23 protein-coding genes are annotated in these 24,094 nt (G+C 68.0%); all 23 read right to left on the minus strand.

Annotation, left to right across the window (positions count from 1 at the left end; all coding sequences use genetic code 11):
* Positions 1 to 15: 15 nt before the first annotated feature.
* Positions 16 to 1,635 carry an extracellular solute-binding protein gene (locus ACZ6O0_RS28620; protein WP_465768083.1) on the minus strand — a complete coding sequence of 540 codons (1,620 nt, stop codon included), beginning with the start codon at positions 1,633 to 1,635 and terminating at the stop codon, positions 16 to 18.
* Positions 1,632 to 2,561, minus strand: coding sequence for a carbohydrate ABC transporter permease (locus tag ACZ6O0_RS28625; RefSeq protein WP_465768084.1), 930 nt, complete (start codon positions 2,559 to 2,561; stop codon positions 1,632 to 1,634). The genes ACZ6O0_RS28620 and ACZ6O0_RS28625 overlap by 4 nt, the downstream gene beginning before the upstream one ends.
* Positions 2,558 to 3,601 (minus strand): ABC transporter permease, encoded by a 1,044-nt coding sequence (locus tag ACZ6O0_RS28630; protein ID WP_465768085.1) that lies wholly within the window; start codon positions 3,599 to 3,601, stop codon positions 2,558 to 2,560. Before ACZ6O0_RS28630 ends, ACZ6O0_RS28625 begins: the two co-directional genes overlap by 4 nt.
* 138 nt (positions 3,602 to 3,739) lie before the next feature.
* Entirely contained in the window at positions 3,740 to 5,794 is a 2,055-nt protein-coding gene (locus ACZ6O0_RS28635) for a DUF6351 family protein (protein WP_465768086.1), read from the minus strand.
* Between the two features lie 68 nt (positions 5,795 to 5,862).
* Entirely contained in the window at positions 5,863 to 7,248 is a 1,386-nt protein-coding gene (locus ACZ6O0_RS28640) for a cellulase family glycosylhydrolase (RefSeq protein WP_465768087.1), read from the minus strand.
* 55 nt (positions 7,249 to 7,303) lie between these two features.
* Positions 7,304 to 8,863: an FAD-dependent oxidoreductase gene (locus tag ACZ6O0_RS28645; protein ID WP_465768088.1), complete on the minus strand. Its 1,560-nt coding sequence runs from the start codon at positions 8,861 to 8,863 to the stop codon at positions 7,304 to 7,306.
* A 15-nt stretch (positions 8,864 to 8,878) separates the two neighbouring features.
* Positions 8,879 to 9,892, minus strand: coding sequence for a LacI family DNA-binding transcriptional regulator (locus ACZ6O0_RS28650; protein ID WP_465768089.1), 1,014 nt, complete (start codon positions 9,890 to 9,892; stop codon positions 8,879 to 8,881).
* Positions 9,889 to 10,851: an ABC transporter ATP-binding protein gene (locus tag ACZ6O0_RS28655; RefSeq protein ID WP_465768090.1), complete on the minus strand. Its 963-nt coding sequence runs from the start codon at positions 10,849 to 10,851 to the stop codon at positions 9,889 to 9,891. The genes ACZ6O0_RS28650 and ACZ6O0_RS28655 overlap by 4 nt, the downstream gene beginning before the upstream one ends.
* Positions 10,848 to 11,861, minus strand: a complete 1,014-nt coding sequence (locus ACZ6O0_RS28660) for an ABC transporter ATP-binding protein (protein ID WP_465768091.1) — start codon at positions 11,859 to 11,861, stop codon at positions 10,848 to 10,850. The genes ACZ6O0_RS28655 and ACZ6O0_RS28660 overlap by 4 nt, the downstream gene beginning before the upstream one ends.
* Positions 11,858 to 12,718: an ABC transporter permease gene (locus ACZ6O0_RS28665; RefSeq protein WP_465768092.1), complete on the minus strand. Its 861-nt coding sequence runs from the start codon at positions 12,716 to 12,718 to the stop codon at positions 11,858 to 11,860. The genes ACZ6O0_RS28660 and ACZ6O0_RS28665 overlap by 4 nt, the downstream gene beginning before the upstream one ends.
* 2 nt (positions 12,719 to 12,720) lie before the next feature.
* On the minus strand, positions 12,721 to 13,719 hold the full coding sequence (locus tag ACZ6O0_RS28670) for an ABC transporter permease (protein ID WP_465768093.1): 999 nt from the start codon (positions 13,717 to 13,719) through the stop codon (positions 12,721 to 12,723).
* A 2-nt stretch (positions 13,720 to 13,721) separates the two neighbouring features.
* The gene (locus ACZ6O0_RS28675) at positions 13,722 to 15,365 is read right to left on the minus strand and encodes an ABC transporter substrate-binding protein (protein ID WP_465768094.1); all 1,644 of its coding nucleotides are present in this window, start codon (positions 15,363 to 15,365) and stop codon (positions 13,722 to 13,724) included.
* A 133-nt stretch (positions 15,366 to 15,498) separates the two neighbouring features.
* Positions 15,499 to 15,930 (minus strand): DUF2550 domain-containing protein, encoded by a 432-nt coding sequence (locus tag ACZ6O0_RS28680; protein WP_465768095.1) that lies wholly within the window; start codon positions 15,928 to 15,930, stop codon positions 15,499 to 15,501.
* A 101-nt stretch (positions 15,931 to 16,031) separates the two neighbouring features.
* Positions 16,032 to 16,436, minus strand: coding sequence for a F0F1 ATP synthase subunit epsilon (locus ACZ6O0_RS28685; protein WP_465768096.1), 405 nt, complete (start codon positions 16,434 to 16,436; stop codon positions 16,032 to 16,034).
* Between the two features lies 1 nt (position 16,437).
* Positions 16,438 to 17,892 (minus strand): F0F1 ATP synthase subunit beta, encoded by a 1,455-nt coding sequence (gene atpD, locus ACZ6O0_RS28690; RefSeq protein WP_465768097.1) that lies wholly within the window; start codon positions 17,890 to 17,892, stop codon positions 16,438 to 16,440.
* A 5-nt stretch (positions 17,893 to 17,897) separates the two neighbouring features.
* On the minus strand, positions 17,898 to 18,809 hold the full coding sequence (locus tag ACZ6O0_RS28695; RefSeq protein ID WP_465768098.1) for a F0F1 ATP synthase subunit gamma: 912 nt from the start codon (positions 18,807 to 18,809) through the stop codon (positions 17,898 to 17,900).
* Positions 18,810 to 18,815: 6 nt separating this feature from the next.
* The gene (gene atpA / locus ACZ6O0_RS28700; RefSeq protein WP_465768099.1) at positions 18,816 to 20,453 is read right to left on the minus strand and encodes a F0F1 ATP synthase subunit alpha; all 1,638 of its coding nucleotides are present in this window, start codon (positions 20,451 to 20,453) and stop codon (positions 18,816 to 18,818) included.
* Positions 20,454 to 20,542: 89 nt separating this feature from the next.
* Positions 20,543 to 21,340 (minus strand): F0F1 ATP synthase subunit delta, encoded by a 798-nt coding sequence (locus tag ACZ6O0_RS28705; protein ID WP_465768100.1) that lies wholly within the window; start codon positions 21,338 to 21,340, stop codon positions 20,543 to 20,545.
* A complete protein-coding gene (locus ACZ6O0_RS28710) occupies positions 21,340 to 21,912 on the minus strand; it encodes a F0F1 ATP synthase subunit B (protein WP_465768101.1) in 573 nt (190 codons plus the stop codon). The genes ACZ6O0_RS28705 and ACZ6O0_RS28710 overlap by 1 nt, the downstream gene beginning before the upstream one ends.
* A gap of 30 nt (positions 21,913 to 21,942) precedes the next feature.
* Positions 21,943 to 22,164 (minus strand): ATP synthase F0 subunit C, encoded by a 222-nt coding sequence (gene atpE / locus ACZ6O0_RS28715; RefSeq protein WP_328519104.1) that lies wholly within the window; start codon positions 22,162 to 22,164, stop codon positions 21,943 to 21,945.
* 75 nt (positions 22,165 to 22,239) lie between these two features.
* Positions 22,240 to 23,022 carry a F0F1 ATP synthase subunit A gene (gene atpB / locus ACZ6O0_RS28720; RefSeq protein ID WP_465768102.1) on the minus strand — a complete coding sequence of 261 codons (783 nt, stop codon included), beginning with the start codon at positions 23,020 to 23,022 and terminating at the stop codon, positions 22,240 to 22,242.
* A gap of 118 nt (positions 23,023 to 23,140) precedes the next feature.
* Positions 23,141 to 23,353 (minus strand): AtpZ/AtpI family protein, encoded by a 213-nt coding sequence (locus ACZ6O0_RS28725; RefSeq protein WP_465768103.1) that lies wholly within the window; start codon positions 23,351 to 23,353, stop codon positions 23,141 to 23,143.
* A gap of 90 nt (positions 23,354 to 23,443) precedes the next feature.
* Positions 23,444 to 23,908 (minus strand): hypothetical protein, encoded by a 465-nt coding sequence (locus ACZ6O0_RS28730; protein ID WP_465768104.1) that lies wholly within the window; start codon positions 23,906 to 23,908, stop codon positions 23,444 to 23,446.
* Positions 23,909 to 24,094 lie beyond the last annotated feature (186 nt).

Here is a 24,094-nt window from a genome sequence, read left to right on the forward strand (position 1 = left end):
CCGATGTTCCTCCGGTTATTTGCGGCCCTGGATGGTGAGGGCTTGTTCGTATTCGTGGCGGATGGCGTCGCCGCCGGATTTGCGCCAGTCGGCGATGGCCGAGTCCCAGGTCTTGAGGTCGGCGCGGCCGAGCTGGATGTCCTTGGTCAGTGCGTCGAGGCGGGTGTCGAAGACCTTTCCCTTGATCGACTGGGTGGGTGAGTAGAGGCCGTACGTCGGTGGCAGGATCGCCGTCGGCAGGATCGCCTTGAGGTGGTTGTACGCCACGTCGACCGCGTCGGGGTGACCCGGGAAGTAGACCGGATACCCGCCGTCGGCCAGGTACTGGATCGGGAACTCGCCGAGGCAGACCTCGCTCCCGCCGGCCTCGGTCAGCGCCGGGTCGGTCCCCTTCAGCGTGTAGTGGCGCCCGGGCAGGCCGAACTTGCGGAACAGGTACTCCTCGGTCCCGAACGGCGCGGCCATCCAGTTCAGCACCCGCAGCAGCATCTTGGTCCGCTCCGGCGAGCTGGGCTTGATCGCCGCGATCGAGTTGTTCGGCGCTCCCAGCAGGAACCGGCCGACCTTCCCGGCGTGATCACGCACGACCGGCAGCGCGATGGCGAAGTCCTTGACGACACTGCGCCGGTAGAAGCTCTGGATCGACGAGTACGTGTCCTGGGTCATCACCGCCGAGCCCTGGCTGAACCAGACCTTCTGGTTGTTCTTCGCCACCCCGTCGGGATGGATCAGCCCGTCGGCGACCATCTGCCGGGTGATCGTGAGCATCTGCTTGTGCTCCTCGAGCTCCCGGCTGTGCACCAGCTGGCCGTCGCGAACCTCCCATCCGTTCGGCAACCCGAGCATCGCGCTCAACGCCGCCGCCGGTGGCACTGCGAAGGCCCAGCGGTTCTTCTTCTCGTCGGTGACCGCCTTCGCGACCTTGATCAATTCGTCCACCGTCGGCGAACCGAGCTCGACACCCAGCTTGTCGAGCAGATCCTGTCGGGCCAGCAGCAGGTTGGACGACATCACGCCGCGCTGGATCGGGATCGCCCGGATGCCGCCGGAGAACACGCACCCGCGCCAGGACTCGGTGGCCAGGTTGGCCAGGAACGGATAGTCCAGGATCGCGTCGCCGGACAGGTACTCGGTCAGATCCTGCGCCCGCGCCTCGAGGAACTGCGGCAGGTAGGCGAAGGTGCCGTCGACGTTGAACAGATCGCCGAGCGTGTCGCCGGCCACCGCGGTCGCGAACTTGTTCGGGTAGTCGGCGGCCGCGGTGATGGTCAGCGCCAGCGGTGAGCCGAGCCGGCGGTTCAGCTCCTGCCAGTACGGGTTCCGGTCGGCGGTCGGCGGGATCGGGTTCGATGTCGACACCGATCCGACCAGGTCGGTACCGTCGCCGGGAACGCCGTGCGTAACCTGGACCGGATGCGCCGGGAACCGGTAGAAGCAATCCGGCATCAACGGATGGACGCGAGGCAGGTCCGGCTTCGGCCCGTCGAACCGCTTGTACGTCGGCAACCGCACGGGCTTGTTCAACGCGGCGATGTCGGTCGACCGGGTCACGGTGGCGCAGCCGCTCAGGCCGCCGATGCCCGCCGCCGCGGCCAATGATCCACCGAGGAGTGACCTTCTGCTGATCGGTGTCATCCCTTCACCGCCCCGGTCAGCATGCCCTTGGCGAAGTGCCGTTGCAGGAACGGGTACACGATCAGGATCGGCACCAGCGACACCACCAGGATCGCCATCTGGATCGACTCCTGCGGCGGTAGCTGATCGGCCGCCGACCCACCGAGATCACCACTGCTGAGCTCGGTGTTGTTGATCACGTACGTCCGCAGTACCAGCTGCAGCGGCCATTTCGCGGTGTCGTTGATGTAGAGCATCGCGTTGAAGAACGCGTTCCAGTACCCGACGGCGTAGAACAGGCCGACCACCGCGAGGACCGCTCGCGACAACGGCAGGACGACCGACCAGAAGATCCGGAAGTCGCCGGCCCCGTCGATCCGGGCGGAGTCGAGGACCGAGTCCGGGATCGCCATGAAGAACGAGCGGAGCACGATCACGTTGAACCCGTTGATCGCGGTCGGCAGCACCAGTGCCAGCAGCGAGTCGAGCAGGCCGAACTCCTTCACCACCAGGTAGTTCGGGATCAGCCCCGGGCTGAACAGGATGCTGAACAGCACGATCATCAGGATCGGCCGCTGCCCGAAGGAGCCCGGGCGGCTCAGCGCGTAGGCCAGCATGGTGGACCCGGCCAGACTGACCAGCGTGCCGATGACGGTGATGAAGATGCTGACCAGCAGCGCCCGCTGCACCACACCGCCGTTGAAGATCGACCGGTAGGCCTCCAGGTTGAGGCCGTCCGGCCACAGCACGAAGCCGCCGGAGTTGGTGACATGCGCCTGACTGGCGATGCTGGTCGAGATCACGCCGATGAACGGGACGATCACCAGGGCGCAGCACAGCAGCAGCACGATGCCCTTGAGGGCCCGCGTCGGGATCGCGGGCGCGTCGATCTGCTTCGGCCGCCGGTTGGTCCCGGGCGGCCGGAGGACGTTCGTCTGGGTACTCATGATTTCCGGTACACCCCCGCCTCGCCGAAGATGTGCGCGACCTTGTTGGCGCCGATCACCAGGGCGACACCGAACAGGCCTTTCACCAGACCTACCGCGGCCGAGACTCCCCATTGGCCGGCGAGTACGCCGTTGTTGTAGACGTAGGTATCCAGGACTTCGCTGGCCGGTCTGCCGACCAGGCTCTGCTGCAGGATGATCTGCTCGAAGCCCACCGTGAGCGAGTCGCCGAGCCGCAGGATCAGCAGCAGGATGATCAGCCCGCGGATCCCCGGCACGGTGACGTGCCAGAGCTGCCGCCAGCGCGAGGCTCCGTCGACCCGGGCGGCCTCGTACAGACCGGGATCGATCTGCGTCAGTGCGGCCAGGAACAGGATCGTCCCCCAGCCGGTGTCCTTCCAGATCACCTGACTGGTGAGCAGCGCGATGAAGCCGTCGGGGTTGCCGAGGAAGTCGATCGTGGACAGGCCGTGGGACCGCAGCGCGTTGTTGATCATGCCGCTGCCGCCCAGCACCTGCTGGAAGATCGCGACCACGATGACCCAGGACAGGAAGTGCGGCAGGTAGAGCACCGACTGGACGACGCGCTTGATCCGCTCCGACAGCAGGCTGTTCAGCAGCAGGGCCAGCGCGATCGGTGCCGGAAAGACGAAGATCACCTGGACCAGCGTGATCACGAGGGTGTTCTTCAGCGCGTTCAGGAACTCCGCGTCACCGTTGAAGATGACCGCGAAGTTGTCCAGCCCGACCCACGCACTGCGGCCGAGCGGGACGAACGGCAGGTACTCCTGGAACGCGATCAGGTTGCCGAGCAACGGCAGATAGTGGAATGCGAGCAACAGCGCCAGGCCGGGCAGCGCCATCAGCAGCAGAATCTTGTCGCGACGTGCGCGCGCCCACCAGGACAGGCCTTGGGCGGATGGACGGGCGGATCTCGGCGGTGCGGCCGGACCCGGTGGTCCGGAGCCGGTGGCACCGGCTGGGTCGAGCTGGGTGGGTCGGGTGCTTTCGGGGCTGAGAACCTCTTCTGCTCGGGACACGCCTCACTCCCTGCGTCGTGAACGGCGCCCACCATTGGAGAGCGCTTTCCGTTCCCCCCTGTTCGATCTTGTCGTGTCTTGGGGAACGGCGCAGCTTGAGCGGAGCGTCATCCGGATATCGGACGGCGGCGCCCGGTATCAGTCGGGGAAGCTGAGCCAGGTACCGGCGAGTGGTTGCTGACCGATGCCGGGCTGGGAGTAGTCGCACACCCCGCCGGGGAAGATCGCGCGGAGCCTGGCCCATTGAGTTTCGGTGAAGCCCGGATACTCCGACCGGACCGGGTCGTGCAGCCGGCACTTGATCACGTCCGCCGCCACCCCGGCGCCGGCGACCTCGCGCGGGAACGACGCCGACGGGAAGAGCTGCTCGCACTGCGACGACGGGTCGCGGTCGAGCGGCTGGGCGATGAAACCCGACGGTCCGCGGCAGCCTTCCTTCAGCTCCGACGGCCGGGCGGCGACGATCTTGTCGATGCGTGGACGGGACGAGCCATCGGCAGCCAACCGAGTCAGCCAGCGATCCAGCTCGTCGACCGCGTGCTGCAGCAGCGGGCTCTCGGTGCTGAACAGGCCGTACTTCGCGTCCTCGATCAGGCTGACCTGGTTGGCCGCCGTACCGTTGGCCTTCTCCAGCCGGGCGCGCATCGAGAACGTGTGGTACCGGACGTGGATGTCGCCGTACGACTGGGAGTCGAAGTACGCGCGGTAGTCGATGATCGGCACGTCCTTCAGCCCTCCCCCACCGCTGGTCAGCCGACCGGTCCGGTACGCCGCTCGCACCGCCTGCGGATCGGCGACGGTCCGGGCCGGCGCGAGGTTCGCGTCCGCGTCGAAGCCACCGATCCGCTGGTTCAGATCGAGGAACTGGTCGGCCGTGATCACGCCGGACTTCAGCACGCCGAGCCCGTACTGCACGCCGACGTTGTCCAGCGGTCGCCGGGCGAACCCGGTCGCCGGATCCGCGCCGTACGCCGTGATCGTGTGGTCGTAGACATCGCAGCGAACGCCGTCCGGGTTGCCGACCGGGTCGTAGCGCTGTGCCGGCGGGACGATGTCGCAGTTGCGGCGCGGGTCGATCCGGCCGGCGCTGATCGCCATACTCGGCAGCGTCGCGTAGGTCGCGAAGCCGGCCACCTGCCGTTTCTGCTCCTGGGTCCACGGCACGGTCGTCCGCGAGGTGAAGTACGAGTCGAGCAGCCAGGCGTCGCTGATGAACGTCACGGTGCCGAAGCCGACGTCCGGGAAGGAGCAGCCGACGATGATGCCGTCGAAGATGCCCGGGTAGTTGTCGGTGATCTGGTGCGCCTGGTACGAACCACCGGAGCAGCCGAAACCGACCGTGAACTCCGGCCGCCCGTAGTGCTCGACGAAGAGCTCCTTCGTCATCATCGCGGACTCGGCCGCGGTCAGGTCGTTGCAGTTCTGGCCGAAGACGTTCAGCGACGAGGACATCAGCGCGTAGCCACGGCCGAGCAGGAAGGCGTCCGTCACGCCGCCGGTGGTGCTGCCGGAGCGGTACCAGCCGCCCGCACACCCGCCGCCAAGGGTGAAGATCGCCCGGCCGTTCCAGCCGGGCGATCTGCGGGTAGGTGTCGGTGCCGGGTCGTTCAGCGGGTCGTGCAGCATGCTCGTCTGCACGACCGCGCGGTTGGCGCTGCCGGTCTCCATCCGGACGATGAACGGCGCATGCTCGTCGGTGCGCGCCAGATCGGCCGGGTACGACGTGGCGCCGGCCGGCCACGCCGCCCATTGCCCGGCGGTCGTTCGGTAGAAGTAGTCGACGCGCGGCGCGACCGTGCAGTCGGCGTCGAGCGGATCGCCCAGCGCGACGCCGATCACCGGGATGGTGAACTTCGCGGTCTCGCAAACGAACGGTTGCTGATGGGGCCCGGAGAAGACCGGGCCTTGGCGTGGATAGTTGCGTACCTCGAGCGTCGCCCGGTGCTCCTGGGTCTCTGCTCGGAGGAGATTCGAACCCAGCCGCATGCTCCCGACCAGACCGGTCAGACCCCGCGCGTCGGCGACGAACGCCGAGGTCACGTCCTTGCCGTTCAGCGACACCCGCACTTCTGCCGCGTCGTCGGGTACGTCGACGTGCACCAGCGCGTCGCCGCCGGTCACCTTGTCCGGCCGGCTCGAGAGGATCTCCACCCGGAGCTGCCTGGACGCGGTGGCCGGGACGACCGGCAGCATCAGGAGGATCAGAACAAGGCAAGCCACCAGACCAGCTGATCGGGAGCGGTTCACGGGTCCTCCAGGTCTTAGTGGGCGGCGACCTCGTAGACGCGGGCGATGTCGGGGGTGGTGCTGGACGGATCGGTGATGGTCAGGCGGAGCTGGTCGACGGTGGCGGACGGGCCGGGGACGGAGACGAGGGATCGGGTGTTGCCGGTGACACTGCCGAGCTGGACCCAGCCGGCCGCGGTGTGGGCCTCGACCCCGAACGCGGTCAGAACGGTGCCGGTGGCAACGTTCGGGAACCCGTACCCGCTGTAGACGTCGACCTGGTTCACCTCCTTGTACGTGCCCAGATCCAGCGTGAGGACCGGCGCCGTGTCCCCCACGGCGGACATCCAGCGTCCGCTGTCGGTGCATGACCCGTCAACCGCCTTCGCCGCGCCGGACGAGGCGTCGTACGTCGAGGACACGGTGACGGTGGCGCCCCGGGCCAGGTGATCCGAGCACGGCGAGACCGCGGGCGCACCGGCCAGCCAGTCCCGGACGAAGGCGCCCTGGTACTCGCCGCTGAGCAGGTTCCAGTTCTTGTCGAACATCACCGGCGCCCAGAAGTTGTCGAAGATCCAGCCGAGCCAGCCGATCTGCGGGCGCGCGTCCAGGTACTGCCGCAAGGGCAGCCCCCAGCCGGACGTCGTACCCGCCGTCACCGTGTTCGCCGACGGCGACGGATCCCAGCCGAACTCGGTCAGTACGACCGGCAGTGTCGCCGCGGCGTTGCCGAACTTCGGGTCGAGGTTGGTCGCGGTCGCCGGGCCCTGGTTCGGATAGAGGTGGTAGACGTACGCAATGTTGCCGCCGGCAATCGGGTCGGTCAGCGCGCCGTTCAGCCGGGTGCTCCAGGACGGGCTTCCCATCAGGATCACGTTGGACGCGACCGACCGGATCGAGGTCACCACCGGCTGGATGTACGCCTTCCAGGTCGCCCAGTTGTCCGGCGCGATCGGCTCGTTGAACACCTCGAACAGCACGTTCGGGTTGTTCGCGTAGCGCGGGGCGATGAAGTCCCAGAACCCCTTCACGTCCGACTGCGGTACGGCGCCGGCCGCGTCCCCGTAGTTGCGGACCAGATGCAGGTCGATGATCACGTAGAGGCCCTTGGCCACCGCGTGGTCGACGTACGGCTTGATGTAGGTGGCGTCGTACGCGTTCAGGTCCTTGCCGATGGCCTCGGTGACCAGGAGCCGGAGAACCTTGGAGTTCCAGCCGTTCGACACGGTCATGTCGATCAGGTCGTCGATCGGCTTGTTGTTGCAGTCGGTGCAGACGTCGTTCTGCTCGGGGGCGATGACGGAGACACCCTTGAGGGTGACGTTCGTCCCGGCGCTGTTCTCGATGTGGTTGCCGTCGGTGTGGAGGGCCGGGAGTGCGGTGGTCTGGGCGGCGGCATTCACCAGGGTTGCCGCAGACAACAAGATTGCGGAGCACAGGGCTAGGGCGGATCTCCTGAGCACAGCGTTTCTCCATTCAGTCGCGGTGGGTGCGGATCTCCTCCGGCCAGGCCAGCTTCGCGCCGAGGCCGGACGTCAGTAGGCGCTGGTAGTCGGCGAGGTGAGTGGGATCGTTGCGAACCTTGCGGGGCGTGAGGGCCTCGGTGAGGCAGAAGCCGGCGAGTGCGCCGACGGCCTCGCCGATGCTCCATTCGACCGGGTGCAGGCGGTAGCAGCCGTTGGTGATGTGGGTGGTGCCGATGTTCTTGTTCGCGGGCAGCAGGTTGTCGACGCGGACCGGGATCAGCGCACCCAGCGGGATCTGGAAGGGATACGCCTCGATGTCGACATAGCTCCGCCCGGCCGTGCTCGGATGCAGATCGATCCGGTAGCGCCCGAGGCCGACGGTGTCGGCGAACACCTCGCTCCCGGCCCCGTCCGGTCGCGCCTCCACCCCGACGTGCTGCTCGAGCACGGTGAACTCGGCCTGGATCCGCCGCGACTCCCGGATGTACGGCGTCTTCGCCAGACCGTCCGCCGTCCCGGTGACGTCGGGCCGCAACCGCAGACCGGGGTAGCCGGCCTCGGTCTGCATCCAGTACAGGAAGGACAGCGACAGGTCCCGGCTCGCGGCCAGCGCGGCGGCGGGGTCGTCCCAACCGATCAACGGGCGCTCCCAGTAGTCGAGCTGCGGCCAGTTGACCACGGTGACATCCGGGATCACGCCGTCGACGAAGTTGCTGCTGGCAAGGATCTGCCGGTAGCGCCAGAGCGAGAACGGCGCACGGTGCTCCGGGTTCGCCTCGAACAACCGCCACTCCCGCCGCTCCAGCGTGACCGGTACGACGTCCTCCCAGGACAACTGCGGTCCCGGCCAGAACGGTGCGACGTGGTCACGCCAGTGCGCGTACCCCGCCGGCCGGTCGATGGTGTGGTCCTCGCCCGGCCGGTGCTCCAGTGCGAAGCACCACGAGAAGGCCTGCTGGTCCAGCGGATCCGCGACCTCAGGGGCGTGCAGCTCACCGGTCGTGGCACGGCTCTCGGCGCCGATCACATGCTCGACGCCGGCCAGCTCCAGCAGGTCGCCGAGCTCGGTCGCGTCGACGACATAGCTGGCAGACACGGTCAGCTCGGTGCCGTCGCGCAGATCCCTGACGGTCACCGCTTCGATCTGGTCGCCCGCGGCGTGCGCCGAGACCGGCTCGTGCTCGAGATACACACTGAGTCGGCCGGAAGCCTGCCACGGTGCGAGCATCTCCGCCAGCACAGCGGCCGCCACCCGCGGCTCGTGGCAGAACCGGCTGACGACGCCGCGGCCGGGGTCGAGCAACGGATCGGCAGCCACCTCGGGGCGGAGCGGGTAGTTGCGCCGGTAGTAGTCCCGGATCCGCCGGCGGAGGTCGGCGTACCCGGGGGCGGCGTACTCCTCGATCCAGGGGTGCTCGTCGGGTGGCACCGCCTGGCTGGTCAGCTGGCCGCCGAGCCAGTCCGTCGGCTCGGTGAGGACGACGCGCCGTCCCAGCCGCACCGCGGTCAAGGCGGCCGCGACACCTCCCAGGCCGCCCCCGACCACCAGCACGTCCGTCGTGAGTTCCACGCGTTTGCTCCTTCGTCAGCGGGGTTCGGCGACGGTTTCGCCGGCCACCAGATCACAGGGCACCAGTTGGCTGACCGGTGGTTCGTGCGGGTTCTCGACCCGGGTCACCAGCGCGTCGATCGCGATCCGGCCGATCTCCTTGCGCGGGATCACCAGGCAGTCCCAGCGGTGCCCGGGCTCGTCGCCGGATCCCTCCAGCACCGCGACCGAGACGTCCGCCGGGATGCTCAGCCCGCGCGCGGCCAGCCCGGTCCGCAGGTGCTCGGCCAGCCCGATGTTCTCGGCGACCACCGCGGTCTCCGGTCCGGACGCGAGTTCGTCGAGCCACTCCTCGGTCAGCTCCGGCTCACCGTGGAAACCGGGTGAGCGGTCCTGCAGGCCGAGCCGCTCGACGGCGTTGCGGTAGCCCGTACGGCGATCGGCGTACGCCTCCTGCTCGATCCCCGAGCGCAGGTAGGCCAGGTGGCGGTGACCGCGCTCGGCCAAGGAGGTCACGAGCTGATCGGCGGCCGACACGTAGTCCGGGATGATGCACGGGATCTCCGCGCCGGCGACCTCACGACGGCCGATGTGGACGAACAGATATCCGTCGTGCCACAGCCGGGCCAGCTCCTCGCGGTCGGTCGCGGCGCCGAGCAGCACGCTGCCGTCGGCGAGGTTGAGCCGGTTGGTGCCGTCGCGGTAGATCCGGCGGCGGCCGTCGCTCGTCCCGGTCGAGGTGAACAGGACCAGGTCGTACCCGATCTCCTCGGCGCGCTCCTCGATGCCGAGCAGGAACTCGAAGTAGAAGTCCTCGCGGGCGTGCGGGAAGACGGCCTCGAAGGTGTGGACGCCGAGCAGGCGGTTGCTCTTGTTCCGCAGGTTCCGCGCGGCCGCGTTCGGGACGTAGCCGAGCTCCTTGACGGCGGCCCGGATCCGCTGCTGCGTCTCCTCCGGAATCCGGTCGATGTCCCCGCTGACCACCCGCGACACCGCGGACTGGGAGACCCCGGCGAGCCGGGCGACGTCGGACTGTCGTGGCGCTTTCATCGTTTCTCCTGCAACCAGCAGTGGGTCCACTGCCCAGTGGGTAGTTCGGTCCGGGGCGGCGCTTCGGTGCGGCAGACGTCCATCGCGAACGGGCAGCGCGGGTGGAACCGGCAGCCGGCGGGTGGATCGATCAGGCTCGGCGGCTCACCGAGATCCTCGGCGCCGAACAACGCGTCCCGGTCGGTGCGCTCGCGTTCGGGATCGGGCGACGAGTCGATCAGCAGCTGTGTGTACGGGTGCAGCGGCCTGGCGATCACGTCCTCCTTCGGACCGCCTTCGACCATCCGGCCGGCGTACATCACCACGATGTCATCGCACAGGTAGCGGGCGCTGGCGATGTCGTGGGTGATGTAGAGCAGCGCCAGGCCGTCCTCGGTCCGCAACCGGTCCAGCAGGTTGAGCATCTCCAGCCGGATCGACACGTCCAGCATCGAGATCGGCTCGTCCCCCAGCAGCACCTTCGGCTCGACCGCCAGCGCCCGCGCGATCACCACGCGCTGCCGCTGCCCACCCGACAGCTCGTGAGGGAACTTGTCGATGAATTGCTCCGCGGGCGACAGACTGACCCGCTCCAGCAGCTCCACGACCCGCCGTTCCAGCTCGTCCTTCGACCGTACGGCGTGATGCAGTTTGACCGCCCGCTCCAGGTTGTACCGGACGCGGTGCAACGGGTTCAGCGAACCGAACGGGTCCTGGAAGATCAGCTGGACGTCGCTGTAGTACGCGCGGGGCTTGCCCCGGACGGTCTTACCCTGCAGGCGGATCTCGCCCTCCGTCGGCGCGTAGAACCGGGCGAGCAGCCGGGCCAGCGTGGTCTTGCCGCTCCCGCTCTCCCCGACCAGCGCAACGATCCGCCCGGGCCGCAACGCCAGCGTCGCATCCTCGACCGCCCGGACCACACCCTGGCCGGCCGGAAAATGTTTCGAGACCCCACAGGCCTCGAGCACAGGTTGGCTCATGCTCGATCTTCTCCCGACGGGTAGAGCCGGCAGGCGACGGCGTGGTCCTCGATGGTCAGTAGGGCGGGTTGTTGCTCGTCGCAACCGTCGAAGCGGTCGGCGCAGCGCGGATGGAACGGGCAGCCCGGTGGTGGGTTGCGCAGGTCCGGTGGGGTGCCGGGGATGCCGGTCAGGCGGGTGATCGGTGACCGGAGCGGAGGGAAGGAGTCACGGAGGCCGCGGGTGTAGGGGTGGCGGGGCTTGGTGTAGAGCGACTCCGCCGTACCGATCTCGACGATCCGGCCCGCGTACATGATCGCGATCCGATCGGCCAGCTCGAGCAGGAGGGACAGGTCGTGGGTGACGAAGACGACGGCGAATCCGAGTTCGCGACGAAGCCGCAGTACCTGGGCCAGGATCTGGCGCTGCATCACCACGTCGACGGCCGTGGTCGGCTCGTCCATCACCACGAGCTCCGGACCGCAGGCGAGTGCGAGCGCGATACTCGCCCGCTGCCGCATCCCGCCGGACAGTTCGTGCGGGTAGCTGCGGACACGATCGGCGGAGATCCCGACCATGGCGAGCAGCTCGGCGGCACGGGTCCAGGCATCTTTGCGGCTCAGGTGCCTGTCGTGTTCGCGCAGTACGTCGACGAACTGCGCGCCGACCCGCATCACCGGATTGAGCGCGTCCATCGCACTCTGCAGGACGATCGCCAGCGAGGTCCACCGCAGCGCCCGCAACTCGGCCGGAGTCAGGCCGACGAGGTCGACCGAGTCGCCGTCCCGCGACTCGAACCGGATACTGCCCGCCGTGGTCACCGCCGGCGGACGCTGGAGCCGGGTCAATGCGGTGATGAGGGTCGACTTGCCCGAGCCGGACTCCCCCGCGACGCCGAGGATCTCGCCCCGCCGGAGCTCGAACGAGACATCGTCGCACGCCCGGACCGGCTGGTCACCGGTCACGTAGTCGACGGTCAGTCCCGCGACGGACAGGACCGCCGTCCGCGTGGACACCTCCGTGATTGTCATGCCTCCACCACCTTCCGGGTACGGACGACGACCGACCGGCGAGCCATCCGGAGTTTGGGGTTGGACAGCTCGTCGACCCCGAAGTTCACCAGGGTCGCCGCCGTACCGATCAGCGCGATACACAACCCGGGTGGTACGAACCACCACCACAAACCCCGCAGTACGGCGCTCTGCTGCTGAGCGGACTGGATCATCGTGCCCCAGCTGATCGAGCCCGAGTCGGAGATCCCGAGGAACGCCAGACCGGCCTCGGCCATCACGCCGCCGATCATGCCGTGCAGGAACATCGCCGAGATCCAGCCGGTCAGGTGCGGCAGGATCTCGCAGAAGATCAGCCGCCGGTGCGGTTCGCCGACCATCTTCATCGCCAGCACGAAGTCGCGACTGCTCAGGCTGAGCGACTGCGCCCGCAGCGTCCGCGCGCCGCCCGACCAGCCGAACAGGCCGATGATCAGCGCGATCACCCACGGACCGGTGCCCTGGACGTACCCGGCGACGATCAGGATCAGCGGCAGCACCGGCATCACCAGGAACAGGTTGGTGAGGAAGTTCAGTCCGTTGTCGACCGCGCCGCCGAAGTACCCGGCGGGAACCCCGACGACGATCGCGATCAGGGTGCCGATCGCGGCCGCGAGGAGACCGACGAGCATCGACCCGCGGGCGCCGGCGATCGTCTGCGCGAGGACGTCCTGACCGAACTGGGTGGTGCCGAAGAGGTGATCGGCACTGGGTGGCTGCGAGATGGCGGAGATGTCGTTCGCGCGCGGATCCAGTGGCAGCAGCGGCCCGAACAGCGCGAGCAGCACGAAGAAGACCAGCACCGACAGGCCGAAGCGAACCTTCCAGCTGGAGAGCATGATCACCCCTTCGCCCGGATCCGCGGATCGAGCAGGACATAGGCCAGGTCGGCGACCAGGTTGGCCAGCAGGACGGCCAGCGTGATCAGCAGGAAGACGCCTTGCATCATCGGGTAGTCCCGCTTCTGCAACGCCTCGTACAGCAGGTAGCCGATACCCGGGTAGCTGAAGACGATCTCGGTCAGCAGTGCGCCGCCGACAACACCGCCGAGTGCCATCGCGAAGCCGGTGAAGCTGGGCAGCATCGCGTTGCGGGCGGCGTACCGGAACATCACGCGTCGCGGCGACAGCCCCTTCGCCTGGGCGAGCAGGACGTAGTCCTCACGAACTGTGGTGACCGTCATGTTGCGCATGCCGAGCAGCCAGCCCCCGAAGGCGGAGAACACGATGGTTGCTGCGGGCAACACACCGTGGTGCAGCACGCTGACGGCGTACGCGAAGCTGAAGCCTTGCGGCAGGTCGGCGTCGTACCCGCCGGACAGCGGCGTCCAGCCGAGGACGAAGCCGAAGACCCAGAGGGCGAGGAGCGCGACCCAGAAGTACGGGACGCTGGACAGGAAGGTGGTGAACGGGGTCAGGATCGCGTCGAACCGGCTGCCGGCCTTCCAGCCCGCCACGACCCCGAGCAGGGTACCGATCGCGAACGCCGTGATCGTCGTGGTGCCGACGAGGAGCAGCGTCCAGGGCAGGGCCTGCCAGACCAGGTCGGCGACCGGGACCGGGAAGTTGACCACCGAGACGCCGAGGTCACCGTGCGCGAGCTGGCGGAGGTAGTCGGCGAACTGGTGGGCCAGGTTGTCGGACGGGTTGCCGAAGATCGCGCGGATCGACATCAGCGTCTCGGCGGGGACCTGCTGGCCGCTGACCCGTTCGAGCTCCTCGACGATCGCGGACGAGGGGTCGCCGGGCATCAGCCGCGGGAGCAGGAAGTTCAGGCCGATCGCGGCGGCCGCGGCGGCCAGGTAGAACCCCAGCCGCCGGACCGGGAACGCCCATCGCATCGTCAGCTCCCCCGGCGCTGCAGGCCGAGCAGGGTGAGGATCGTGTCCGGCCCCATGCCGACGAACGGGATGTGGTCGAAGTCGTCCGGCGTCGGCCAGCCGGTCCAGCGGGTCGCGTTGATGTCGACGAAGTAGAAGTTGTTGTAGATCGGGCTGAACGGCACCTTGTCCACGACGATCTTCTGCAGCTGCCGGCCCAGGGTCTTGAGCTGGTCGACGTCGTCGGTGCGCTGCATCGCGGCGATGATCGTGTCGGTCTGCGGGTCGGCCCAGCGGCCCTGGTTCAGCGTGGCCGACTTGCCCACCGGGACCTTGAAGGAGCTGCTGAGGAACCGGTAGACGCCGTACACGCCGGATCCGCCGGTGGACGCGGCGGCCAGATCGAACTGGCCCAGGTTCTGCTTGTCGTAGTACCCGGCGCTCGGCTGGCCGGCGCCCTTCACCTGCAGGCCGAGGGTCTGCTTCCAGGTGTTGATCAGGATGTCGGCGTAGTTGCCCCAGCCCCAGTCGGCGTTGAACAGGATCGACGGCTGGTAGCGCTTGCCGTCCTTGACCAGCGCGCCCTGGTCGACGGTCCAGCCACCGGCCGCCAGCTCGGCCTTGGCCGCGGTCGCGTCGACCTTCTGCACCTTGCCCTTGTACGCCGGGTCGAGCCAGTCGGCGAACAGCTGGTCGGAGAGCCCGGTCGGCCCGGCCTCGGTGCCCGGGCGTTGCAGCGTCGTCACGACCGCCGTCCGGTCGATGGTGAGGGCGAGCGCACGCCGTACGTGGACGTCGTCGAACGGTGCCTTGGCGGTGTTGAAGAGGACGGACATCGCGCCGCCGTTGGAGTACAGCTGGTAGAGGTGCTTGTCGGGGTCCTTGGCGACGTACTCCTTCTCGCCGTTCGGCCAGCTCGCGGACGACCAGTCGACATCGCCCTTGAGCAGCTGGGCCTTGAGCGCGTCCGCGCTGGTCGGAATGATCTTGTAGGTGCTCATCGGCAGCTTCCCGCCCCAGTAGTCGGTGCGCGCCTTGAGCGTGATCTGCTGCGGCTTGAACTCGGCCAGCGTGAACGGGCCGGTGCCGACGGGCTCGGGATTCGTCCAGGTGTTCAGGTTCTGGCTCGCCCAGATGTGCTTGGGCACCATCGGCAACAGGATGTTCGCGAACTGGTTCAGCGTCGCGTACGACGGCTCCGCGAACCGCACCGTCACCGTGCTGTCGTCGACCTTGGCCACCGACTTGTAGGTGATCCCGGCGATGCTGAAGTCCGGCTTCTCGATCGGCAGGCCGAGCGAGTAGACCACGTCGTCGGCGGTGAACTTCTGCCCGTCCGAGAAGGTGACGTCCTTCCGCAGCTTGATGGTCAGCAGCTTGCCGGCCTCACTGAACGCCCAGCTCTCGGCCAGCCACGGCTTCACCACTCCGCCGGCGCCGTAGTCGACCCGCATCAGCGGCTCGTACACCAGCTCCATGTTGGGCGCCTTGTCGGTCGCCGGGCCGAGCACGTTGTAGTTCCGGACGAACGTGGTCCCGCCGTCCGTCTTCCCGTACACGATGGCCGCGTCACCAGCGCCGCCACCCGCCTTGGTCGCCGCAGGGCCCGAACACCCGGCCAGCAGCACCGCTCCGACCACTGCCAGGACCCGCCATCGACTGCGCATATCTCTCACCCCAGATTTAGAGCGGCTGCTTGTTCATACGTATGAGCGCTCATATATGACCTAGTTGGGATCTGCTCTTACGTATGCGCAGGAACCTACGAACGTTACGAGCGCATGTCAAGACCGAGACGGTCTAGAGATACGTCTGGGTGCTGGGGGGTGCGGATTCCATCCAGGCCAGGACGCCGGTGAGGGCTTCTTCGGTCATGGCGAAGTGGACGGTGCGGTCGCGGAGGTCGGCGTCGACGATGACGTGGCCGGCGTAGGTGACCAGGGGCTCGTTGCCCATCGGGCGGCGGGTGCTGATGCTTTCCAGCTGGCGGCGGTTCACGACGAGTTTCGGCCACCAGGCGAGGCTGAAGACCCGAAACCATTGCAGGTCGTCGCCGACGTACCGCGCCAGGCCGAGGGCCCAGCCGCGGCCGTGCTCCTTCTGGGCCAGTTGCAGGCTGCAATCAAACGTTCCGCCGTCCCTGGACAACCAGCGACGGCGGAACGCGAAGAGAATGATCAGCAGTACGGCGGCAAGCAGACAGACCCCGACGACATCGAGGACTACCCTCATACCTTGCCGACCCCATTTCCCGGTGCCCGAGTTCGGTAACGCCCCGGGCACCGCCGGAGAACCGTACTGTCAGTGACGATGTTCAATTATGGCAGGTGGGGCTAGGCCGTCTTCTCGGCGGCCCTCACCCGAGCCTCGGCGAGTCGCACTTCGTCCGCGTCGGCCTCGCTCGCGGTGCCGGCCGCGAGCGCTTGCTCGAGCTCGCGACGGGCCTCCTCGAGGTCGATGTCGTGACCCATCTCGGCGTTCTCGGCCAGGATCGAGACCCGGTCGTTGGCCACCGAGATGAAGCCGTCCGGCGCGGCCGCGACGAAGAACTCGTCGTCGACGGTCCGCACCTGGACGGTGCCACCCTGCAGCAGGCCCAGCAGCGGCGCGTGGCCGGGCAGAATCCCGACGTCACCGTCCGTGGTCCGGGCGATGACGATCTTGGCCTGGCCCTGCCACACCGTCCGCTCGGCCGCGACCAGCGCGACCTCGAGGTGCTTGGCAGCGTCGTCGGCCATGTCAGTTTTCCTTCTGCAGCTCGGCCCACTTGCGCTCGACGTCCTCGAGCGAACCAACGTTGAAGAACGCCTGCTCGGCGATGTGGTCGCACTCGCCTTCGGTGATCTTCTTGAAGGACTCGATGGTGTCCTTCAGCGGCACCGTGGAGCCCGGGATGTTGGTGAACTTCTCCGCCATGTAGGTGTTCTGGGAGAGGAACTGCTCGATCCGGCGCGCCCGCGCGACGGTGATCTTGTCCTCTTCCGAGAGCTCGTCCACACCCAGGATGGCGATGATGTCCTGCAGTTCCTTGTTCTTCTGCAGGATCTGCTTCACCCGGACGGCCACGTCGTAGTGCTCCTGGCCGATGTACTGCGGGTCGAGGATCCGCGACGTGGAGGTCAGCGGGTCGACGGCCGGGTACAGACCACGCGACGCGATGTCGCGGGAGAGCTCGGTGGTCGCGTCGAGGTGGGCGAAGGTGGTCGCCGGCGCCGGGTCGGTGTAGTCGTCGGCCGGCACGTAGATCGCCTGCATCGAGGTGATCGAGTGACCCCGGGTCGAGGTGATCCGCTCCTGCAGCACGCCCATCTCGTCGGCCAGGTTCGGCTGGTAACCAACGGCCGACGGCATCCGGCCGAGCAGCGTGGAGACCTCGGAACCGGCCTGGGTGAACCGGAAGATGTTGTCGATGAAGAGCAGCACGTCCTGCTCCTTGACGTCGCGGAAGTACTCCGCCATCGTCAGCGCCGACAGCGCGACCCGCAGGCGCGTGCCCGGCGGCTCGTCCATCTGACCGAAGACCAGCGCGGTGTCCTTGAAGACGCCGGCCTCTTCCATCTCGTTGATCAGGTCGTTGCCCTCACGGGTCCGCTCGCCCACGCCGGCGAACACCGACGTACCACCGAAGTTGTGGGCGATCCGGTAGATCATCTCCTGGATCAGCACGGTCTTGCCGACACCCGCACCGCCGAACAGGCCGATCTTGCCGCCCTGGACGTACGGCGTGAGCAGGTCGAGCACCTTGATGCCGGTCTCCAGCATCTCGGTCTTCGACTCGAGCTGGTCGAACGCCGGCGCCTTGCGGTGGATCGGCCAGCGCTCGGTGATCTGGAACTCGGACTCGTCCTGGTTCAGGCACTTGCCGGTCACGGACCAGACCCGGCCCTTGGTGACGTCGCCGACCGGGACGGAGATCGCGGCGCCGGTGTCGCGCACCTCGGTGCCGCGGACCAGACCGTCGGTCGGCTTCATCGAGATCGCCCGGACGATGTTGTCGCCGACGTGCAGCGCGACCTCGAGGGTGATCGTCTGGGTGGTGTCGCCCAGGGTGATGTCCACCTCGAGCGCGTTGTACATGTCGGGCATCTCGTCCGCGGGGAACTCGACGTCGACGACCGGGCCGATCACCCGGGCGACGCGACCGACGGCAGCCGCGCCGGCCTCGTTGTTCTTCTCGGTAACCGTGGCAGTCATCTCTCTCACTCGCTCCCGGCGCTCGCGTCGGCCAGCGCGCTGGCGCCACCGACGATCTCGCTGATTTCCTGGGTAATTTGGGCCTGGCGGGCCTGGTTCAGGTCCCGCGTCAGCTTCTCGATCAGGTCCTGCGCATTGTCCGTCGCGGACTTCATCGCCCGCTGCCGGTTGGCCAGCTCGGAGGCCGCCGCCTGCAGCATGCAGTAGTGGATCCGGCTGGCGACGTACTTCGGCAGCAGCCCGTCGAGCACCTCTTCGGCGGACGGCTCGAACTCGTACAGCGGCAGTACGTCGTCCGGCGCCGGCGCCTCCTCGCCCTCGACGACCTCCAGCGGCAGCAGCCGGATCACGTCCGGCCGCTGGGTCAGCATCGACACGAACCGGGTGAAGACGATGTGGATCTCGTCCACGCCGCCCTCCTCGGTCGGGGTCAGGAAGGCCTCGATCAGCGCGTCGGCGATCTCCCGGGCCCGGGCGAAGCTCGGGTTGTCGGAGTCACCGGCCCACGTCTGCGCGACCTCGCGCTGGCGGAAGGTGTAGTACGCGATGCCCTTGCGGCCGCTCAGGTACGGGACGATCTCCTTCTCGTCCTCGCGGAGCAGCTTGTTCAGCCGCTCCCCCTCGCGGATCACGTTGGACGAGTACGCCCCGGCCTGACCGCGGTCGGAGGTGATCAGCAGGACGGCGGCCCGCCGCGGGTTCGCCTTCTCGGTGGTCAGCGGGTGGTCGACGTTCGAGAACGTCGCCACCGCCGACACGGCACGGGTGAGCTCACGCGCGTACGGACCGGCCGCCTGGGCGCGCTGCTGCGCCTTGACGATCCGGGACGCCGCGATGAGCTCCATCGCCCGGGTGAGCTTCTTGATCGTCGAGACCGAGGCCTTGCGATCGCGGAGCTCCCGCAGATTGGCTGGCACGGTCGATCAGCCCCGCTTCTGCCGGACGATCTGCTCCTGCTCGACGTCGCCCTCGTCCATCGCCTCGGCCTCGGCCTCGGTGCCGAGCAGCGTGCCCTCGGAGGTCTGGAACGTCGGCTTGAACGCGTCCAGCGCCTCGGTCACGGCCTGCGCCTCGTCGTCGCCGAACAGCCCCGACTCACGGATCGCGTCGAGCACCTTGCTCTCCCGCCGCAGGTAGTCCAGGAAGTCCCGCTCGAAGCGCAGGACGTCGTCCACCGGGACGTCGTCGAACTTGCCCTTGGTGCCGGACCAGATCGAGACGATCTGCTCCTCCACCGGGTACGGCGAGTACTGCGGCTGACGGAGCAGCTGGACCAGCCGCTGACCCCGGTCGAGCTGGCGACGGGAGGTGGCGTCGAGGTCGGACGCGAACATCGCGAACGCCTCCATCGCGCGGAACTGGGCCAGGTCGATCTTCAGCGAGCCGGACACGTTCTTCATGCCCTTGACCTGCGCGGCGCCGCCGACCCGGGAGACCGAGATACCGACGTCGATGGCCGGGCGGATGTTGGCGTTGAACAGGTCGGACTGCAGGAAGATCTGGCCGTCGGTGATCGAGATGACGTTGGTCGGGATGAACGCCGACACGTCGTTGGCCTTGGTCTCGATGATCGGCAGACCGGTCATCGAGCCGCCGCCGAGCTCGTTGGACAGCTTCGCGCAGCGCTCGAGCAGCCGGCTGTGCAGGTAGAAGACGTCACCCGGGTACGCCTCGCGGCCCGGCGGGCGGCGCAGCAGCAGCGACATCGCGCGGTACGCCTCGGCCTGCTTGGTCAGGTCGTCGAAGACGATCAGCACGTGCTTGCCCTGGTACATCCAGTGCTGGCCGATGGCCGAGCCGGTGTACGGCGCGACGTACTTGAAGCCGGCCGGGTCGGACGCCGGGGAGGCGACGATGGTGGTGTACTCCATCGCGCCGGCCTCTTCGAGCGCGCCGCGGACGGCGGCGATCGTCGAGCCCTTCTGGCCGACCGCGACGTAGATGCAGCGGACCTGCTTCTTCGGGTCGCCGGAGTCCCAGTTGGCCTTCTGGTTGATGATCGTGTCGACCGCGATCGCCGTCTTGCCGGTCTTGCGGTCGCCGATGATCAGCTCGCGCTGGCCGCGGCCGATCGGGATCATCCCGTCGATCGCCTTGATGCCGGTCTGCAGCGGCTCGCGGACCTCCTGGCGGTCCATCACGCCGGCCGCCTGCAGCTCCAGCGCGCGGGTGCCCTCGAGGTCCTTGATCTCGCCCAGGCCGTCGATCGGCTTGCCGAGCGGGTCGACCACGCGGCCGAGGTAGCCCTCGCCGACCGGGACCGAAAGGACCGTGCCGGTACGGCGGACCTGCTGGCCCTCGTCGATCCCGTCGAACTCACCGAGCACGACGACACCGATGTCGCGGGTGTCCAGGTTCAGCGCGATGCCGCGGGTGCCGTCCTCGAACTCGAGCAGCTCGTTGGTCATCGCCGAGGGCAGGCCCTCGACGTGCGCGATGCCGTCACCCGCGTCGATGACGGTGCCGACCTCTTCCCGGCTCGCCTGCTCCGGCTGGTAGTCGGTGACGAACCGATCCAGGGCGTCCCGGATCTCCTCCGGCCTGATCGTGAGCTCAGCCATTGTGTTTCCTGCTTCCTTGACCTTGCTGGCCTGTTGTGGCTCTAAAGGCTTTCCCGACCCTTAGCGCCGCTTATGTCGTTAAGGGGCGTTCAGCCCGCGATGCGCCGTTGCGCTTCGTCGAGCCTGGCCGCGATGGTTCCGTCGATCACTTCGTCGCCGATGTCCACCCGGACGCCGCCGACCACGTTCGGGTCGACGATGACGTTCAGCTGGATGTCCCGGCCGTACTGCTGTCCCAGCGCCGTGGCGAGCCGGGCGCGCTCGGCCTCGGTCAGGTCGGTGGCCACCCGCACGGTCGCGATGCTGGCGTTGCGGCGGGCCGCCGCGGCGACCTGGTACGTCCGCATCGAGGCCGCGAAGCTGCGGCCCCGGCCGTCCACCGCACGCTCGGCCAGCCGCACCGTGACGGCGTCGGCCTTGCCCTGCAGCAGTCCGGCGAGCAGCTCCTGCCGGGCCGCGAGCGGGATGTTGCGGTCGCTGAGCTTGTCGCTCAGTCCCCGCTCCGCCGCGACGATCCGGTCGAGCCGGAACAGTTCGTCCTCGACGTCGTCCAGCTTGCGGCGGCCGTCGGCGTACGCCACCTCGGCCTGCACGCTGAGCTGGTCGAGCGCGTTCCCGAGGTCACGGCCGCCGACCCAGCGGCCGGCCACGGCGGTCGTCAGGATCTCCTGCGCCTGGGTGGAGATCTTGCCGCCGAACAGCTGCTGGACCAGCGAGACACGGGCATCGCGGGGCCGGGACGGATCGGTCAGTGCGCGCCGGAGCGCGCCGCTGCCGTCGAGCAACTTGGCGACCGAGAACAGCTCGGCGCCCAGCCCCTCGGTCACGGTGACACCCGCCAGGGCCTCCGCGGCCCGGGCGAGTGACTCGTTCGACGCGCCGCGCATCAGCCGTCCGTTCCGACGGCCTGCCGGGCGGACTCCGACGCCTCGAGGTCGGCCAGGAAGCGCTCGACGGTGCGACGCTGCCGCGCCTCGTCCTCGAGCGACTCACCGACGATCCGGCCGGCCAGCGTGGTCGCCATGGTGCCGACCTCACTGCGCAGCGAAGCGACCGCCTGGGCCCGCTCCGCGTCGATCTGGGTCCGCGCGTGCGTGACGATCCGCTCGGCCTCGGCGTTCGCCTGCTCTCGCATCTCCGCCATGATCTGGGCACCCTGCTCGCGGGCGTCCTCGCGGATCTTCGCAGCCTCCTGCCGGGCCTCGGCCAGCTGCGCGTTGTACTTCTCCAACGCCGCCTTCGCCTCGGCCTGGGCCCGCTTGGCCTCGTCCATCCCGCCTTCGATCGCCGCGGTCCGGTCGGCATATGCCTTCTCGAACCGGGGGACGACGTACTTGGCGAAGCCGTAGGCCAGCAGGATCAGGAAAACGAAGGCGAAGATGATCTCGGCAGTGTGCGGGAGCAGCGGGTTCGCGGCCTCACCGGCCGCTTCCGTGAGCGGCAGCACCAACGTCGTCATGTCTGAATCCTGTCAGTCGGAGGAACTAGCTCAGGTACGGAAGACGAAGGCGAGCGCGATACCGATGATCGCCAGCACCTCGGTGACACCGAAGCCGATCCAGGCGATCGACTGCAGCTTGCTCTGGGCCTCCGGCTGCCGCGCGGTGCCGTTGATCACAGCGGCGAAGATCAGACCGACGCCGACGCCCGGGCCGATCGCGGCCAGGCCGTAGCCGAGGACTGCGATGTTGCCGGCAATCTCGAGAGCCATCTCAGGTGTTTCCTTTCGGTACGGATAGGGGCTATCCGGGTTTCCGTTACTACGGGTCTGGGTGGGTGGTGCGGATCAGTGGTCGTCGGCGATGGCGCTGCCGATGTACTGCGCGGTCAGCACGACGAAGATGTAGGCCTGGATGCACTGGACGAACAGCTCCAGTCCGGCGATCGCGATGCCCATCAGCCAGGTGACGATGCCGACTCCGGCGAGAGCGATGCTGCCGGTCTCGAAGACCAGGTACTCACCACCGAGGACGAACACCAGCAGCAGGATGTGGCCGGCGAACATGTTCGCGAACAACCGCAGGCTCAGCGAGATCGGCCGGACCAGGATGTTCGAGATGAACTCGATCGGGATCATCAGCGGCATCAGCCACCACGGCACACCGGCCGGCATGGTCTGGTGCTTGAAGTAGCCCCAGGGCCCGTGCTTCCTGATGCCGACCGCGTTGTAGATGACCCAGCTCATGATCGCGGCGCTGTACGCCCAGCCGATGTGGCTGAAGGTCGGGAACTGGACCAGCGGGATGGTGGCCGCGACGTTGTTCAGCAGGATGAAGAAGAACAGGCCGGTCAGGTACGGCACGTACTTCATGTATTCCTGGCTGCCGATCGCGTCGCGGGCGATCGAGTTGCGGACGAAGTTGTACCCGAGCTCGCCGGCGAACTGCAGCCGGCTCGGGACAACGGCGGCCTTGCGGGACGCACCCCAGAAGAACCACAGGATGACGACGACGGTCAGTGCGGACACCAGCACGGGCTTGGTGAACCACTCCACGCCGTCGATGATGGGCGGGGTGTCGAAGCTCTGGGGACCGGGTGCGATGAACTCGGTCGGAACGCCGGCGGTCACCGGGTCTCCTCTCGCGTCGTGCTCAAGTCGGACGCCTTGTGGCTAAGGGCAGGGCGGCTCAGGGCATGGCGGTCAACAACGTCAGACCCGGTGCGGATCGCGCCAGACCCCGAAGGGATCAGGACTTTCCGTACCGGAAGTGCAGCAACAGAACGGTGAGCCCGGCACCGAGGACGATGCCCACCGGGAGTAAGAACTGGGTGCCGAGCAGGCGATCCAACCCGAACCCGATGCCGCCGTACACCACGACACCGCCGATCAAGTAGGACAGGACCCGCCAGCCGTCGCCCGCATTCGGGGGTGATGGCTTCGGATCCTCGTGCTCGCTCATTGGCACCCGAAACGTACCAGGAGTGGACAGGACCGGTCACATCGGGACCCGTAACCTCTGCCACAGTGGGGAAAACGTTACCCAGGGTGCTCATGCCGTCACCTCGTTGTCGAGGTCGTAGATCGGCACCCGCAGCCGCGACCAGGCCCAGATCTCACCGGCCATCCAGGCCATCACGACGACCATGGCGACCAGGCCGAGCACGGTCAGATTCACGTGCCGGGCCAGGCTGTCCGAGCTGAGCGCGAGCGCGAGCAGGCCGCCGAAGATCGCGATCCGGCCGGTGTACGACGCCATCGCGACGGCGAGCTGCATGGTCGGGGAGGTCTTGCGGGACAGGTGCAGCGCGACCAGGCCGATGCCGGAGAAGACGATCACCATCAGCAGACCGAGCAACGCTCCCCACAGGCCGGGGAGACCGGCCGCGACGGCGGAAACGGCGGCCGCGTTGACGCCGACGACGAGGGCGGCGACCAAAGCGCCACGCAACATCGCCAGCGCCGGGTGCCTGGTGGCCTGGCCGGCGACTTTCGGGCTGTGAGCCGAAGGAGCCATCTGGTGGTTCCGTCCTGCTGGCGACCAGGTCTCGCGGCCAGGTCGTCGGGTGGGCGGGGTCAGGGGTGTCACTGTTCTTTGCTGGTGCTTGTGAAAACTAGCACAAAGTCTGCACGGTCAGCAAAACCAGGCCCCTGCCGCTGTACAGGCACACACTATCGGTAGGCCACACCGATCAGTGGTCTG

The sequence above is a fragment of the Kribbella sp. NPDC048837 genome (assembly GCF_055586945.1).